At 37.0% G+C, this 18,442-nt stretch carries 2 protein-coding genes; both read left to right on the plus strand.

The window, feature by feature from the left end; translation table 11 throughout:
- Window positions 1-5,585, plus strand: a 5,585-nt coding sequence (locus RVS70_RS11325) for a non-ribosomal peptide synthetase (RefSeq protein WP_321133338.1), incomplete at its 5' end; no start/stop codon positions are given.
- Between the two features lie 76 nt (window positions 5,586-5,661).
- Window positions 5,662-18,216: a non-ribosomal peptide synthetase gene (locus tag RVS70_RS11330; protein ID WP_321133340.1), complete on the plus strand. Its 12,555-nt coding sequence runs from the start codon at window positions 5,662-5,664 to the stop codon at window positions 18,214-18,216.
- Window positions 18,217-18,442: the final 226 nt, after the last annotated feature.

Below are 18,442 nucleotides of genomic sequence, written 5' to 3' on the forward strand. Positions count from 1 at the left end.
TTCAGCGTGGGCTAGATATTGAAAACGGCCCACTTGTTAACGTAGCATTATTTCAAACGAATGAAGGGGACCATTTACTTTTTGTGATTCACCATTTAGTGATAGACGGAGTTTCATGGAGAATTCTATTAGAAGATTTCACAGAAGGCTACCATCAAGTTAGTCAAGAAAAAGAGATAGCCTTCCAGAAAAAGACTAATTCTTTTCGAGATTGGGGTATTTATTTAACAGAACAGCTACATGGAGATGTTCTATTAGAAGAGCTAGAATATTGGAAGCAAATCGGTAGGGCTAAAGGAACGGGGTTACCAGTAGATAAAAAGGATCAGGGGTACTCCAATAAAGCAAAATATTATTGTGATGTGTACATTGAAATAAGTAAAGAGTACACGGAGGATTTACTAAAGAAAACAAATAAAGCCTATAATACAGAGATTAATGACATCTTATTGACTGCTTTAGGGTTGGCTATTCACGATTGGACAGCTGAAAACCAAATTCTTTTAATGCTAGAAGGACATGGGAGAGAAACGCTTGAAGGCGATATAGATATTTCAAGGACAATAGGCTGGTTTACTACGCATTACCCTGTACTACTGGAGTTAGATAAGTCGAATCAAATAGCTGTTGTGATTAAACATGTAAAAGAAATATTAAGACATGTACCTAATAAAGGCATTGGTTATGGAATACTAGAATATTTGGAAAAAGACCGTGATGAGACCTTTAATCACATAAATTCTTCAATAAAGTTTAATTATCTCGGTCAGTTTGATGAAAATACGAAAAATGGATTCTTTAATATGTCCACTTTCTCACATGGAGATTCCATTAGTTTAGAAAGTGAAAGACTATTTGACATTGATATTTCAGGAATGGTCTCCAGTCATCAACTAGAATTTAGATTTTCATACAATAGTAAGAAATATCATGAAAGTACAATGAAGATGGTAGCCGCATCATATAAGAGCTACTTACTACAAATCATTGAACACTGTCAAAAACAAACCACCACAGAATTAACACCCTCAGATTATGCAGATCAGAGTTTGACGTTAGAAGAACTAGCGGAACTAACGAAATACTACCATTCTGCAACCATTCAAGATATTTACCCATTGACACCAATGCAGGAAGGAATGTTATTCCATTCTCTGTTAGATGAACATTCAACGACCTATTTTGAGCAAAAATCCTTTATATGCAAGGGGAATGTCCATCTTGATATTCTCGAACAAAGCTTTATAAAACTAATCGAACGGTACGAAATTTTACGAAGTGTAATCGTCCATGAGAATGTTCAATCACCAAAACAAGTCATCTTGAAAACACGCAAGCCTATGATTCATTATGAAGACCTTAGTACGCTTAGCGAAAACGAAAGAACAGCCTATGTGGAAAAGTTTGAAGTTGCCGATAGGCAAAAAGGCTTTAGTCTTAGTCAAGATATTCTGATACGACTAGCTGTTTTAAAGCTGAATGCAGAGGAATATAAAATGATTTGGAGCTCCCATCATATTCTGATGGATGGCTGGTGTAACGGGTTAATTATGAAAGATTTTTTCACCATTTATAGCTATTTAAGCAATGGGACAGCGGTACAGTTACCAGACACCACGCCATATGTGGAATATATTAAGTGGCTACAGAAACAGCCAAAAAATAAGGCAAAGCAGTTCTGGCAACAGTATGTGGAAGGATATACGAATCAGGCGAAGTTACCTGGTAAAGAGAAACGAAGTGAAGCCTTTACGAAAGAGCGCTTAGAATTTACGATTGATCCAAAAATGACCGAAGCTTTAAAACGAATTAGTAAACATCATCAAGTAACCTTAAACAACGTCATCCAAACGGCATGGGGAATCCTACTCCAAAAGAATACAAACTTAGATGATGTCGTATTTGGCTCGGTCGTTTCCGGAAGGAATGCAGAAGTAGAAGGTATTGAGGAAATGGTAGGATTATTCATAAACACAGTACCAGTACGGGTAAAACAAGAAGTTAATCATACATTTATTGATGTTGTTAAACAAATGCAGAAAGATTCATTAGAATCGGCAAGATATGATTATTATCCACTGGCAGATATTCAATCTTTATCTGAGGTGAATCAAGAATTAGTTCATCATATCATTATTTTCCAAAATTACTATTCCGATGATCAAGTCTATGATGTAGTAGAAGATGTAGGCTTTAAAATTAGTGAATCAAACGTCTATGAACAAACGAATTATGATTTTGACGTAATGGTTTTACCTAAAGATGTATTAGAAATTACGTTTTCTTATAATAAAGAGCTGTATGATAAAACAAGTGTTATCAAATTTAAAAATCAATTCACTAAAATTCTACAAACTATTATCGAGACAGTTGAAGTAGAAGTTGCAGATATCAATATTTTAACCGAATTAGACAGTCAGAAACTCCTGCAGGAGTTTAACCAAACAAACGCGGATTATCCGAAAGATAAATCACTTCATACATTATTTGAGGAGCAGGCTGAGAAGAATCCTCATCATATTGCGGTTGTATGTGCGGGCCAGAAGTTAACTTATCAGGAATTAAATAAAAAGGCGAACCAACTGGCAAGAGTTTTACGACAACAAGGGGTTCAGAATGAAGCCATTGTAGGTCTCATCATGGATCGGTCCATCGATATGATCATTGGAATCATGGGAATACTAAAGGCAGGAGGAGCCTATCTACCAATCGACCCAACTCATCCAACCGATCGTATCCAAACGATTCTATCCGACGCAAAGGTGTCCTTAGTTGTCACATCAAGTGGTCAAGCTCGTTCACTTTCTCTAGCTGTACAGGCTATCGATATTACGGTAGAAGATTTCTATCAAGGTCCATCCACAAATCTAGATCTTGCTATCGACTGTCATCAATTGGCGTATGTAATTTATACATCTGGTTCCACTGGAACTCCAAAAGGAGTGATGGTTGAGCATCAACAGGTGACTAACTTCATCTATGGTGTTATGCACGAAACCAATCTAGGAAGCTATGAACGGATTCTCTGTTTAACCACGGTATCTTTCGATATCTTTGGTTTAGAAACGTTTGTACCGCTAACGCAAGGATTAACGGTTGTGATGGCCAAGGAGGAAGAGACGAGAGAAGGCGAAAAGCTAGCGAAGGTAATGACGAAACATCAGGTTGATGTCATGCAGAGTACGCCGACGCGGGTCAAGATGTTGCTGGAGAATGATTCCTTTACGGACGCACTAATGGGAATAAAAGCGCTTCTTGTAGGTGGTGAAGAACTTTCGAAATCATTATGGGAGGAGTTACAGGGATATCCTTTTACCGTATTTAACATGTATGGACCAACGGAAACGACAATCTGGTCAACTGTTAAGAAGCTGGAATCAACCGACCGTATTACAATCGGAAAACCAATTCAAAACACCGAGCTGTATCTTATGGATTCAAATAGGAAGTTAGTGCCAAAAGGAGTGCATGGTGAGCTTTGTATCGGTGGAGATGGTGTAGCACGAGGATACTTTAATCGCGAGGCATTAACGAAGGAACGATTTATCGACCATCCATTTAAACCGGGGGAACGCTTATATAGAACTGGGGATTTAGCGAGGTGGCTTCCCAATGGAGAATTGGAGTATTTAGGAAGAATGGACAACCAAGTCAAGGTTCGAGGCTATCGAATCGAACTTGGAGAGATTGAGAGTCGACTGATTAGTCACCCTGCCATTAAGGAAGCTGTCGTGGTGGCAAGAGAAGATGAAATGAATCAAAAATACCTATGTGCTTATATCGTGGCGAAGGATTTCGTGGATAAAGCAGAAGTGAGAACATATGTCAAGGAAGGTTTACCAGATTATATGGTTCCTGCATACTACATGGAACTGCAGACGATTCCATTAACGCATAATGGAAAGGTAAACCGGAAGGCGTTACCGAAGCCCGAAATGCAGTACATTACGAATGCATATGAAGCACCGCAAACTACTACACAGAAGAAGCTGGTAATCATTTGGCAACATGTCCTGGGAGTGGATACGATAGGTATCCATGACAATTTCTTTGATTTAGGTGGTCATTCATTAAAAGCAACGATGGTTATGGGGGAGATACACAAAGCGTTAGAGATTTCCGTTCCATTAAAAGAAATCTTTAATAGACCGACAATTCAAGAGTTAAGTGACTACATTGAAACGGAAGGATTGATCAACCCATATGAACAGATAAAGCCATGTGAAGAAAAGGAATACTATCAGACATCTTCTGCGCAAAAACGGATGTACACGGTACAGCAATTGGATCAAGAAAGTACGGCTTATAACATGCCCGCTATTTTTGAATTAGAGGGAGAAGTCAACAGGGAACGTATGGAAGCAACGTTTAGGCAATTAATCGAAAGGCATGAGGTACTACGTACCTCTTACAAAATGGTAGAAGGCGAGATAGCTCAGAAGATTATGTCCCATTTGGATTTCCATCTTCGTGTACGGACAGTGGATGAAACGGATAAGACGGTACTGGTCCAGAATTTTATACGCCCGTTCTCCTTAGAGGAGGCACCGTTATTCCGAGCGGAAATCATGAAAAGCCAAGGAACTAATTACCTACTTATTGATATGCATCATATTATCTCAGATGGTGTCTCGATGAGTATCTTGGTTCAGGAATTCGCGAAGCTCTATAATGGCGACAAATTGGACCCACTCCGTATTCAATACAAGGATTATGCGGAATGGGAACAACACTATTTACAATCTGGACAAATGAAGAAGCAAGCACGATATTGGAAGGAACAATTCCAGGATGAGGTGCCAGTCCTTCAATTGCCATATGATTTTGAACGTCCAGCGTTTCAACGATTCGAAGGAGATAGCATTTCGTTCACGATAGACGAAGCAACAACGAAACAGCTACAGGAACTAGCGAAACAAGAAGATGTAACGATGCATATGGTTTTATTGTCTGCCTTTACCATTCAACTAGCGAGATATAGTGGTCAAGAAGACATTGTTGTCGGGGTACCGATTGCCGGAAGGCCACATGCCGATCTTCAAAATATCATGGGGATGTTCGTTAATACGTTAGCGATGCGACATCGACCAAATAAGCATAAAACATTTAGTGAATTTTTGAAGGAAGTGAAAGAAAACTCATTGCAAGCTTATGACAATCAGAACTATCAGCTTGAAGAACTGATAGAGCAAGTGAATATAAAGAGAGATGTTAGTAGGAATTTTCTGTTTGACGTTGTATTTAACTTGAATAATATCGAGTATGATGACCTTGAAATAAATGTAAATAATCTAAGATTAAAACAAATAAACACTGAAAATGAATTAGCAAGGGTAGATTTAAGTCTAACTGGGTATGAAACCTCAAAGACCATTGCATTAAAGCTAGTTTATGCAACAAAACTATTTAAGAGAGAAACGATACAGAGAATCGTAGAAGATTTCCTATTCATTTTACGAGAGTATTCACAAAACATTCATACAGCTATTAAAGATGTTCAATTAATAAATAGCGAAGAAGAAGCGTATATTCTCAACGAAAAAAAAGAATTAGATAGTTTAAGAGACCTAGAGTTTGATTTTTAAAATAATGTAATAAATTTCCAGATAGAGTTAAGTGTTGTTTACCTTAGCTCTAGCATTCAGCAAATGGAGGGGTGACATGAGTAAAGAGGTTCATAACAGTCAGTTATCTGAGCTTGATCAATATTGGAAAAACTTACATATAAAAGGTACAGATAGAACTACATTAAGACACGATATGACAACAGGAGACTCGTACCAGAAACAAACGGTATCTTTACCAATTGATCATCAGCTCATGAAAAGAATGATGTCCATTACAAAAAATAATGATATGTTAACGTATGTTACTTTTTTAATGGGATTATTGATTGAACTATATAAATATACCGGGAGTGATGAAATTTTAGTCGGTGTTCCGGTTTATTACTCTAGAGAGAAAAGACCACAAAATATAAAAAATAAACTTATGCCATTCAAAGAACGTTTGAATGGTGGATATAAAATAAAAAACTTCCTTGTAGAAACGCAACGAGGATTATTGGATCACTATGATAATCAGTTTGTAAACTTGGAACAGGTATTTAGGCAGTTAGGTGTATCAGAATCGATTTCCACACTAGTTCCAATAAGCATTACTTACAATAAATTACATGCAAAAGAGGATATTCATTTTATCTGTGAATCAATTCATAATGAACTAACACTATGTATTGAAAAGGATGATCAGAATTATTTTGAGGCTAAATTGATTTATAATGCTGCTTTGTTTAAAAGGGAAACTGTTGAATCATTTGGAATGAACTATTTTCAAGTGTTATCGGATTTACTCGATAAGCTTGATATGACTATTAAAGATATAGACATGATCACAGAAAAGCAGAAAAAGCTAGTAGTAGAAGAATTTAATAATACGGAAGTTCAATTTAAAAATGCAAATTTAACACTCCCAGAGCTTTTTCAGAAACAAGTAGAACAAACACCAGAGCAGATCGCGGTAATCTTTGAAGGAAGAGAAGTGACGTTCCGAAAACTAAATAAGATGGCTAATTCATTAGCACATTCCCTAATGAAACAACAAGTAAAAAATAATCATGTTGTAGGAATTATACTAGATAGATCTATTGAGATGGTCGCTGGAATATTAGGGGTTTTAAAATCCGGTGCAGCGTACCTACCTATCGACCCAAATAATCCAAAAGATAGAATAGAATATATATTAACCGATGCTAAAGTTGACCTAGTAATTACGAAACCTTCTCTAATTACTGAAGTAGATTTTAATGGGAAGGTTATTGATGTCAGTAAAAAGCAGGTTTTTACAGAAGAGACAACTAATCCAGATGTTACTAATCTTCTAAATGATTTAGCTTATGTCATCTATACATCGGGTACGACAGGAAATCCAAAGGGGGTAATGGTTGAGCACCATAGTTTAACTCAGACAATGCTGTGGGAGAAGAAGGAATATGATTATAACCATGAGAATGTTGTTCTTCCTTTAGTAAATTATGCTTTTGATGGCTTTATCATAGCATTTTTTACGCCACTTATTGCAGGGGGACAAGTCGTATTAGTGAATAACGAAGAAATGTCGAATCCTTTCAAAATTAGTGAACTGATTAGAAGTTATAAGATAACAGATTACTTAAGTGTACCATCGATATATTTATCAGTACTAGACTTTATTTCATCGAAGGACGCTATTTATTTGAAACAAGTTACATTAGTTGGAGAAGAAATGCCTGTTAATGCGATTGACTATACCAATAAACTTCATTTTGGAATCGAAATTATAAACAGATATGGTCCATCAGAAAATACTGTAGATACAACGATTATGAGAAATGTAGAAAACAGTGAAAAAATACTCATTGGTAAACCAATTGCTAATTCGAAAGTTTATATCGTAGATAAAGACCATAAACTACTTCCTATAGGTGTGCCTGGCGAAATTTGTATTGGTGGAAGTAGGTTAGCAAGAGGTTATGTAAAAAGACCAGAATTAACGAAAGAGCGGTTTATCGATAATCCTTTTGATCCTGGGAAACGAATGTATAAAACAGGGGATATGGCAGCCTGGATGCCGGACGGTTCTATTCAATTTTTAGGTAGAGAGGATGATCAAGTAAAGGTAAGGGGAATTCGAATTGAGTTAAAAGAAATTGAACACAAGCTACTTCAACATGTACAAATTAAAGAAGCCGTTGTCCTTGTTGAAAAAAAAGATAATCAAGATCAGTATTTGTCTGCTTATATCGTAGGATTAAACATCCATGTACCTGAGATTAGGAGCTTTTTAAGAGATAAATTACCACAATATATGGTACCGACTTATATTACACCGATAGAAAAAATACCATTAACAAATAATGGGAAAATTAATCGGAATGCCCTTGCAAAACGGAGTAGTGAAGCGAACATGGAGAGTATTTATGTTGCCCCGAGAGATGGTATGGAAGCTACCTTAACTAAAATTTGGTGTGAAGTATTAGGGATTAATCAGGTAGGAATAGATGATAACTTTTTTGAGTTAGGTGGTCACTCCTTAAAAGCTAATGTTCTCATAAGTAAAATTCACCAAGAATTAAATATGGAAATAACGTTTAAAGAAGTCTTTTTGCATCCTACAATTAGAGAGATTCGACGGCTTATGGAAGATGTTAAACAGGAACAACGATATGAAATGATCCCGGTTTGTGAGGAAAGGGAATATTATGAAACATCGTCTGCTCAAAAACGAATGTATATGGTAGAACAACTTGAAAAAGGGACTGCTTATAATATGCCAATGGTGCTAGAGGTGGAAGGGCCACTTCACCTTGAAAGAGTCTGTCAGGCCTTTGAAAAATTAATTGCCAGACATGATTCTTTACGGACGCACTTTGAAGAGGTGAATGGCGAAATTGTTCAAAAAATTGCCTCGCATGTCGCCTTTGAAATGGAAACGAATCGCCCGACGGGCGAAACGATAGAGGATATAGTACAGAACTTTGTCAGACCGTTTCAGTTACAGGAAGCACCGTTATTCCGAGCGAAGCTCGTAGAGACAAAGAAAAAACGATATCTATTAGTCGATATGCATCATATTATAAGTGATGGGGTATCCATTCAGCTGTTGATGACAGAATTTATGGAATTGTATCAGGGAAATGATCTGGAGCCATTACGAATTCAATATAAGGATTTTGCTCATTGGCAAAATAGACAGCTTATGTTAGACACTGTGAAACATCAAGAAGCCTATTGGCTGCATCAATTTGCTGGAGAGATTCCAGTGCTGAACCTGCCGTATGATATGAAGCGGCCACTGGTCCAAAGCTTTGAAGGGGATCGTGTCCCACTTTTCATCGATGAAGAGCTAACACACGCATTACGGAAATTGGCAAACGAAACCGGAAGTACGATGCATATGGTCTTACTTTCCGCATACTACCTACTTCTTTCGAAGTATAGTGGGCAAGAAGATATTGTTATCGGAACACCGGTAGCTGGCAGATCACATGCTGATCTACAATCGATCATTGGGATGTTTGTCAATACGCTCGCCCTTCGTAATCGTGTAGATGGGAATAAGCGTTATGTTGATTTCTTAAAAGCCGTGAAAGAAAATGTACTTCTCGCCTATGAGAATCAAAGCTATCAATTTGAAGAATTGATTGAACGATTACACATAAACCGAGATGCAAGTCGAAATCCATTATTTGATGTGATGTTTAATATGAATCCTGTTGATGACACCATAGTGTTTCCACTAGAAGATGACTTCCAGTTGAAACAAGTTCAACACGAAAGTAATATCGCTAAGTTTGACGTGACACTACATGTCACGGAGTATACTAACACCATCCAAGGTAGTTTAGAGTATAGTACTGCGTTATTTACATCTGAAACGATGGAACGAATGGCAAGGCACTACTTAGAAATTGTGAAAGGGATTTGTCAACAACGGGAAGCGAAGCTTGCCGAGCTAGACATGATGACGGAAGAAGAAAAGCAACAAATTATAATGCAATTTAATGATACGAAGACAGACTACCCACGAGAAAAAACGATGGCTGAATTATTTGAAGAACAAGTGGCGAAAAAGCCAAATGAACTAGCAGTTGGTTTTGAGAATCAATGCATGACGTATCAAGAATTAAATGAAAAAGCTAATCAGCTGGCTCGGGTCCTACGTCAAAAAGGTGTTCAAGCAGAGACGGTAGTAGGGTTGATGACAGACAATACCATCGAGATGATTATTGGAATTTTAGGCATCTTAAAATCTGGAGGAGCGTATCTTCCACTGGATAAAACTTACCCGATGAAGCGAATCGAATATATGTTGAAAGACAGTAATGCTCAGCTGGTGTTGACAGAGAATGACGCAGAGAAATTGGGCGCATTTTCCGGAGAGCGGTTGGATATAACGAATGAGAGCTTGTATGTCGGAAATACGAGCAATTTATCTATTGAACACCATCCAACAAACTTAGCATATATCATGTATTCGTCAGGGAGTACAGGAGAACCAAAGGGAATTCTAATCGAACAGCGAAATGTCGTCCGTCTCGTTAAGCATACAAGCTATATCCAATTTAATGAAGGCGATCGAATCCTCCAGACAGGATCACTCGTGTTTGATGCCTCAACATTTGAGATATGGGGAAGTCTATTAAATGGACAGAGTCTGTATTTAACGAAGAAAGAGACCATCCTTTCGGTAGAAAAATTAGAAAACGCCATCGAGAAGCATTCCATCACTTTAATGTGGCTAACGGTTGCGTTGTTTAATCAATTAGCACAGGAGAAGCCAGATATGTTTCGCCATCTACGATGCCTCCTCGTTGGGGGAGACGTCCTATCTACAAAGCATATTCAACTAGTTCGTAGTCATTGTCCAAACATACAGATCATTAATGGTTATGGCCCAACCGAAAATACGACTTTTTCTACGACATTACCAATCGAAAAGGATTACGAATCGAGTATCCCGATCGGTAGACCAATTAGTAATTCCAGCGCGTATATTGTTGGGAAACATGGTGAGTTAAATCCAATCGGAGTCTACGGTGAGCTATGGCTTAGTGGGGATGGAGTTGCCAGAGGATATTTAAATAGACCAGCTCTTACCAAGGAAAAGTTCATCGAGAATCCATTTGTACGTGGTGAAAGACTATATAAGAGTGGGGACATTGCCAGATGGTTGCCGGATGGCACAATCGAATTTTTGGGTCGAGTTGATCACCAGCTTAAGATTCGTGGATTCCGAATTGAAATTGAGGAGATTGAACGGAAGCTATTACGTCACCACGCAGTGAAAGAGGCGGTTGTTTTAGTGAAAGAAAACGAGCAGCTAGACAAGTATCTTATTGCGTATCTGACCGCCCATAAATTAGAAAAAAGTAATTTAAAAGAATACTTACAAGATAGTTTGCCAGATTATATGATTCCATCCTATATAAAAGAAGTATCGACCATTCCCCTCACCGCTAATGGAAAAGTAGATCGAAGATCGCTACCAGAAGTCACGAATCAAGATCTCATTCAAGGGGAGTACAAGGCGCCAGAGAATAAAGAAGAGGAGAAGCTTGTCAAGATTTGGCAAGAAGTCTTAGGCATAAATGAAATAGGAACGGAGGATAATTTCTTTGAACTTGGTGGGAATTCACTTAAAGCTAGTTTAGTAATGAATAAAGTCCATAAGGAACTAGGAAAAGATTTACCATTAAAAATCTTTTTTGAACATGTAACGATAAGAAGTATCGCTCGCTATATAAGGAGAAGTGGGAATAAGGTATATGAACAAATTGAAAAGGTAGATATGAAAGAATACTATCAAACATCTTCAGTTCAAAAGAGAATGTACACTCTACAACAATTTGAAAAAGACAGTATCGCCTATAATATGCCTGCTGTTTATGAATTGGATGGTACCATAAACAAAGAAAGATTAAATAAGACCTTTAAAAAGCTGTTTAATCGTCATGAATCATTGCGAACATCTTTTCAAATGATTGATGGAGAAGTTGTTCAAAAAATTAATGATGACATTGCATTTAACTTGAACTTTATAAAAAAGTCTAATATATATCTAGAAACGATAATCAATGATTTGATTCAACCATTTGATCTAGAAGAAGCACCTTTATTCAGAGGAATGTTACTTGAAAATGGAGAGAAGAGCTATCTATTCATTGATTTGCACCACATTATAGCAGATGGAATATCGATGAATATTCTAATTAAAGATTTTATCCGTTTATATAATGGAAGCAATCTTTCTCCATTGCAAATTCAATATAAAGATTTTGCAGAGTGGCATAATAAGATATTAAAATCTAACGAAATAAAACAACAAGAAAACTATTGGAAAGGTCAATTCCGAGGTCATCTCCCTGTACTAAACTTACCTTATGATTTTGAAAGACCACAGGTCAAAAGCTTTGAAGGAAACCAGATCAGTTTTTCATTGGATAAGCAAAGAATGAATATCCTGAAAAAAATATCTAACCAATCGGACAGCACTTTGTTTATGGTTATTCTATCTTCCTTCTATATTTTATTAGCAAAGTATAGTGAACAAGAAGATATTATAGTTGGGACAACAACAGCTGGTAGATTGCATGCAAACCTAGAAGATGTAATGGGGATGTTTGTTAACACGATTGCCTTAAGAAATAGACCTGAGCGTGAAAAAGCTTTTAAAGATTTTTTGATGGAGGTTAAGGCAAATTCAGTAGCTGCTTTTGAAAATCAAACGTATCAATTTGAAGCATTGTTAGAATCTGAAAATATTGAAAAAGATATAAGTAGAAATCCATTATTTGATGTCATGTTTTCTATGAATAATCAAGAGACAGATGCCATAGAGAATCTAATGCTAGATGGCTTTGTTATGGAACCATTAAAGATCAACGCAGGTATCACTAAGTTTGATTTAAGTTTAGCTGTAACTGAAAGAGAAGCTGGATTAACCTGCTCATTTGAGTATTGTACAAAGTTATTTAAGCAAGAAACCATTGAAAAAATGATCAATCATTTTAAAGAGATTGTGAAGTGTATTTGTGAAAATCCTAATATGAAAATCTCAGACATGGAAATGATTAGTCCAGCAGAGAAGGAAAAAATTCTTACAGATGTAAATAATACGAAGACAAATTATCCTAAAAATAAATCCTATGTAATGTTATTGGAAAAAAAAATAACAGAGAATGCAAATGGTATTGCTGCCGTATATAAAGATAAACAAATCACTTATGGTGAGTTAAATCAAAAAGCTAATGCTTTAGCACAAGTATTAAGAAATGAAGGGATACAGGATAATTCCATTATTCCAATAATGGTTGATCGTTCAATAGAAATGCTCATAGGTATCTTGGGAATATTAAAGGCTGGTGCAGCATTTATGCCAATCGATACTAAATTTCCTAAAGAAAGAATTAATTACATGTTAGAAGATATTAAAGCAAGCCTATTTTTAACAGTGAAAGGTTCTGATATACCAACTAGTGTTAATCCAATTTATTTGGATGATGAACGTGTATATTGCAATGTGGATTTGGATTTCCAGGTTGCTTATAGTCCTGATAAATTAGCATATGTGATGTATACATCAGGTTCGACTGGTAAACCAAAGGGGGTTCAAATAACACAAAGAAGTATTGTCAATTTATGTATGTGGTTTGGTAAACAGTATGGTTTGTATCAAAATAAAAATGTATTGCAAAATACAAGCATTTCTTTTGATGTATCCGTGGAAGAAATTTTCCCAACATTGTTATACGGGGGTACGTTGTTCATCACAACAGAAAAAGAATCTCTTTCTCGAGAGCATTTTAGAGATTTCATTCGAAGAAACAAGATAAACATCGTCCAATTAGTACCTACTATGATGAGAGAATTTATTGCTGGTGGGGAGAAACTTGAAAGCATCCAAGTATTGATTTCTGGTGGAGAAGCATTACCACAAGCTTTACAAGCAGAAATCATGGATATTGGTTATAATTTATATAATTGCTATGGCCCAACGGAATATACTGTTGATGCTATTACAACGAAATGTGTGGAATCTGAGAATGTCGTTATTGGTAAACCAATAGCAAATACAAATGCTTATATTTTGGATAGAGATGGTCATTTACAACCAATCGGATTACCAGGAGAACTCTGTATAGGTGGAGATGGTTTAGCATTAGGCTATCTAAATAGACCAGAATTAACTTCTGAAAAATTTGTAGAAAATCCATTTATACAAGGGGAAAAAATTTATAAAACAGGCGATCGAGCTAAATTATTATCAGATGGAACCATTGAATTTCTTGGTAGGATCGACAATCAGGTTAAAATTAGAGGCGTTCGAGTTGAACTCGGTGAAATCGAAGAACGAATACAGGAGCATCCTGAGGTTAAGGAGGCAGTTGTTATAGCTAAGGTCAATCATCATGATCATTACTTAGTTGCTTATATCATAGGAAGCATTGCTTCTTTAGAAATAAAACAGTATTTAAAAAAGACGCTCCCTTATAATATGGTGCCAACTCATATTATGAAATTAGAGGAACTGCCCTTGACCAATAATGGAAAGGTAAATAGAAATGCTTTACCAGAACCAAATCTAGAAATGATGAGCCAGGTTGAGCGTGCTCAACCAAAAACAAAACTGCAGAAAAATTTAATGGACATATGGTCTAATGTGTTAAACAAAGAAATTTATAGTATTTATGTGAACTTTTTTGAAATAGGCGGACATTCCCTAAAAGCAATCATCGTTTCGAATGAAATTGAGAAAAACATAAATGTGGCAGTATCTATAATAGATATATTTAAGTATCCGTCAATTCAGGAATTAAGTGATTTCTTAGAAGGAAAGCAAGAAAAACGATATGAAATGATTCCGGTTTGTGAGGAAAGGGAATATTATGAAACATCGTCTGCTCAAAAACGAATGTATATGGTAGAACAACTTGAAAAAGGGACTGCTTATAATATGCCAATGGTGCTAGAGGTGGAAGGGCCACTTCACCTTGAAAGAGTCTGTCAGTCCTTTGAAAAATTAATTGCCAGACATGATTCTTTACGGACGCACTTTGAAGAGGTGAATGGCGAAATTGTTCAAAAAATTACCTCGCATGTCGCCTTTGAAATGGAAACGAATCGCCCGACGGGCGAAACGATAGAGGATATAGTACAGAACTTTGTCAGACCGTTTCAGTTACAGGAAGCACCGTTATTCCGAGCGAAGCTCGTAGAGACAAAGAAAAAACGATATCTATTAGTCGATATGCATCATATTATAAGTGATGGGGTATCCATTCAGCTGTTGATGACAGAATTTATGGAATTGTATCAGGGAAATGATCTGGAGCCATTACGAATTCAATATAAGGATTTTGCTCATTGGCAAAATAGACAGCTTATGTTAGACACTGTGAAACAACAAGAAGCCTATTGGCTGCATCAATTTGCTGGAGAGATTCCAGTGCTGAACCTGCCGTATGATATGAAGCGGCCACTGGTCCAAAGCTTTGAAGGGGATCGTGTCCCACTTTTCATCGATGAAGAGCTAACACACGCATTACGGAAATTGGCAAACGAAACCGGAAGTACAATGCATATGGTCTTACTTTCCGCATACTACCTACTTCTTTCGAAGTATAGTGGGCAAGAAGATATTGTTATCGGAACACCGGTAGCTGGCAGATCACATGCTGATCTACAATCGATCATTGGGATGTTTGTCAATACGCTCGCCCTTCGTAATCGTGTAGATGGGAATAAGCGTTATGTTGATTTCTTAAAAGCCGTGAAAGAAAATGTACTTCTCGCCTATGAGAATCAAAGCTATCAATTTGAAGAATTGATTGAACGATTACACATAAACCGAGATGCAAGTCGAAATCCATTATTTGATGTGATGTTTAATATGAATCCTGTTGATGACACCATAGTGTTTCCACTAGAAGATGACTTCCAGTTGAAACAAGTTCAACACGAAAGTAATATCGCTAAGTTTGACGTGACACTACATGTCACGGAGTATACTAACACCATCCAAGGTAGTTTAGAGTATAGTACTGCGTTATTTACATCTGAAACGATGGAACGAATGGCAAGGCACTACTTAGAAATTGTGAAAGGGATTTGTCAACAACGGGAAGCAAAGCTTGCCGAGCTAGACATGATGACGGAAGAAGAAAAGCAACAAATTATAATGCAATTTAATGATACGAAGACAGACTACCCACGAGAAAAAACGATGGCTGAATTATTTGAAGAACAAGTGGCGAAAAAGCCAAATGAACTAGCAGTTGGTTTTGAGAATCAATGCATGACGTATCAAGAATTAAATGAAAAAGCTAATCAGCTGGCTCGGGTCCTACGTCAAAAAGGTGTTCAAGCAGAGACGGTAGTAGGGTTGATGACAGACAATACCATCGAGATGATTATTGGAATTTTAGGCATCTTAAAATCTGGAGGAGCGTATCTTCCACTGGATAAAACTTACCCGATGAAGCGAATCGAATATATGTTGAAAGACAGTAATGCTCAGCTGGTGTTGACAGAGAATGACGCAGAGAAATTGGGCGCATTTTCTGGAGAGCGGTTGGATATAACGAATGAGAGCTTGTATGTCGGAAATACGAGCAATTTATCTATTGAACACCATCCAACAAACTTAGCATATATCATGTATTCGTCAGGGAGTACAGGAGAACCAAAGGGAATTCTAATCGAACAGCGAAATGTCGTCCGTCTCGTTAAGCATACAAGCTATATCCAATTCAATGAAGGCGATCGAATCCTCCAGACAGGATCACTCGTGTTTGATGCCTCAACATTTGAGATATGGGGAAGTCTATTAAATGGACAGAGTCTGTATTTAACGAAGAAAGAGACCATCCTTTCGGTAGAAAAATTAGAAAACGCCATCGAGAAGCATTCCATCACTTTAATGTGGCTAACGGTTGCGTTGTTTAATCAATTAGCACAGGAGAAGCCAGATATGTTTCGCCATCTACGATGCCTCCTCGTTGGGGGAGACGTCCTATCTACAAAGCATATTCAACTAGTTCGTAGTCATTGTTCAAACATACAGATCATTAATGGTTATGGCCCAACCGAAAATACGACTTTTTCTACGACATTACCAATCGAAAAGGATTACGAATCGAGTATCCCGATCGGTAGACCAATTAGTAATTCCAGCGCGTATATTGTTGGGAAACATGGTGAGTTAAATCCAATCGGAGTCTACGGTGAGCTATGGCTTAGTGGGGATGGAGTTGCCAGAGGATATTTAAATAGACCAGCTCTTACCAAGGAAAAGTTCATCGAGAATCCATTTGTACGTGGTGAAAGACTATATAAGAGTGGGGACATTGCCAGATGGTTGCCGGATGGCACAATCGAATTTTTGGGTCGAGTTGATCACCAGCTTAAGATTCGTGGATTCCGAATTGAAATTGAGGAGATTGAACGGAAGCTATTACGTCACCACGCAGTGAAAGAGGCGGTTGTTTTAGTGAAAGAAAACGAGCAGCTAGACAAGTATCTTATTGCGTATCTGACCGCCCATAAATTAGAAAAAAGTAATTTAAAAGAATACTTACAAGATAGTTTGCCAGATTATATGATTCCATCCTATATAAAAGAAGTATCGACCATTCCCCTCACCGCTAATGGAAAAGTAGATCGAAGATCGCTACCAGAAGTCACGAATCAAGATCTCATTCAAGGAGAGTACAAGGCGCCAGAGAATAAAGAAGAGGAGAAGCTTGTCAAGATTTGGCAAGAAGTCTTAGGCATAAATGAAATAGGAACGGAGGATAATTTCTTTGAACTTGGTGGGAATTCGATAAGCTTCGTTCAACTTTTATCTAAAATAAGAGAATATTTTAAAGCAGGCATTGGTTTGGATAGTTTGTATACAAATGCAACGATAAAATCAATGGCAAAATTAATAAGAAATGAAGAATCTTCCTTTATCGTTGGGGAAGAGGATCTTCACTTATTAAATGGTAAAAAGGATCATAACATTTTTGCCTTTCCGCCTATTGGCGGCTTCGGAATGGTATATAATGGAATGGCAAATTTAATGGATACACATTCCCTATATGCATTCGATTTCATAAATTCTGATAATAGAATTGATCAGTATATTGAATTAATTCGAATGGTGCAGCCAGAACCACCGTATCAACTATTAGGTTATTCAGCAGGTGGGAACTTAGCATTTGAAATTACTGCAGAAATGGAGCGACAAGGATTAGAAGTATCCTATATCATCCTTCTAGACAGTTATCCAATCGAGGGAGCAACACTAAATAAAGCGGATACTACTAACTTATATGACAATATTATAAAAGAAGCGAAAACAAATCCTGCCTATCAAAAGTATCTAGAAAGAGATTATTTTAAGGAAGAGATTATCAAGAAGATTAAACTTTATTCGGACTATGTTAATAATCTAATAAACCATCATATCATTGATACGACTATTCACTTCATTCAGGCTCAAAATGATGAGCATTACGTTAAAGATGAACTGTCTTTGCCAAAATGGGACGAGTTTACAAAGAAAGACGTATTAAACTATCAAGGCTATGGTAATCATGGTGATATGTTATCGGAACCATATTTAGAAAGAAATATGGAAGTAATTAACCAGATATTAACCTCTTTGCAAATGAAAGCTTTAAATACTAAATGATATTAGGAACTAGTAAAGGGCGAAAAAACAGGAATAAAGGGAAACTACAATCAGTTGGGGGGTATCCCCTACGATTGTAGTACCACAAGGGTATGACCTAAAGGACTTTGTTGAACCAATCGGCCATTTACCGGCAGTCGATCGCCACATATCCATATTGGTTTCACTTTTGAAATGGAGGTCTTACTGCCGGTTATATCGAGATAAATATATATTTCAATTTTTC

The sequence above is a fragment of the Virgibacillus sp. M23 genome, assembly GCF_034190895.1.
GTDB lineage: Bacteria > Bacillota > Bacilli > Bacillales > Amphibacillaceae > Virgibacillus > Virgibacillus salarius.

What these genes read in the sequence shown, in the direction of transcription:
- RVS70_RS11330 (WP_321133340.1), top strand. Translation starts at nt 5,662, where the DNA reads ATGAGTAAAGAGGTTCATAACAGTCAGTTATCTGAGCTTGATCAATAT.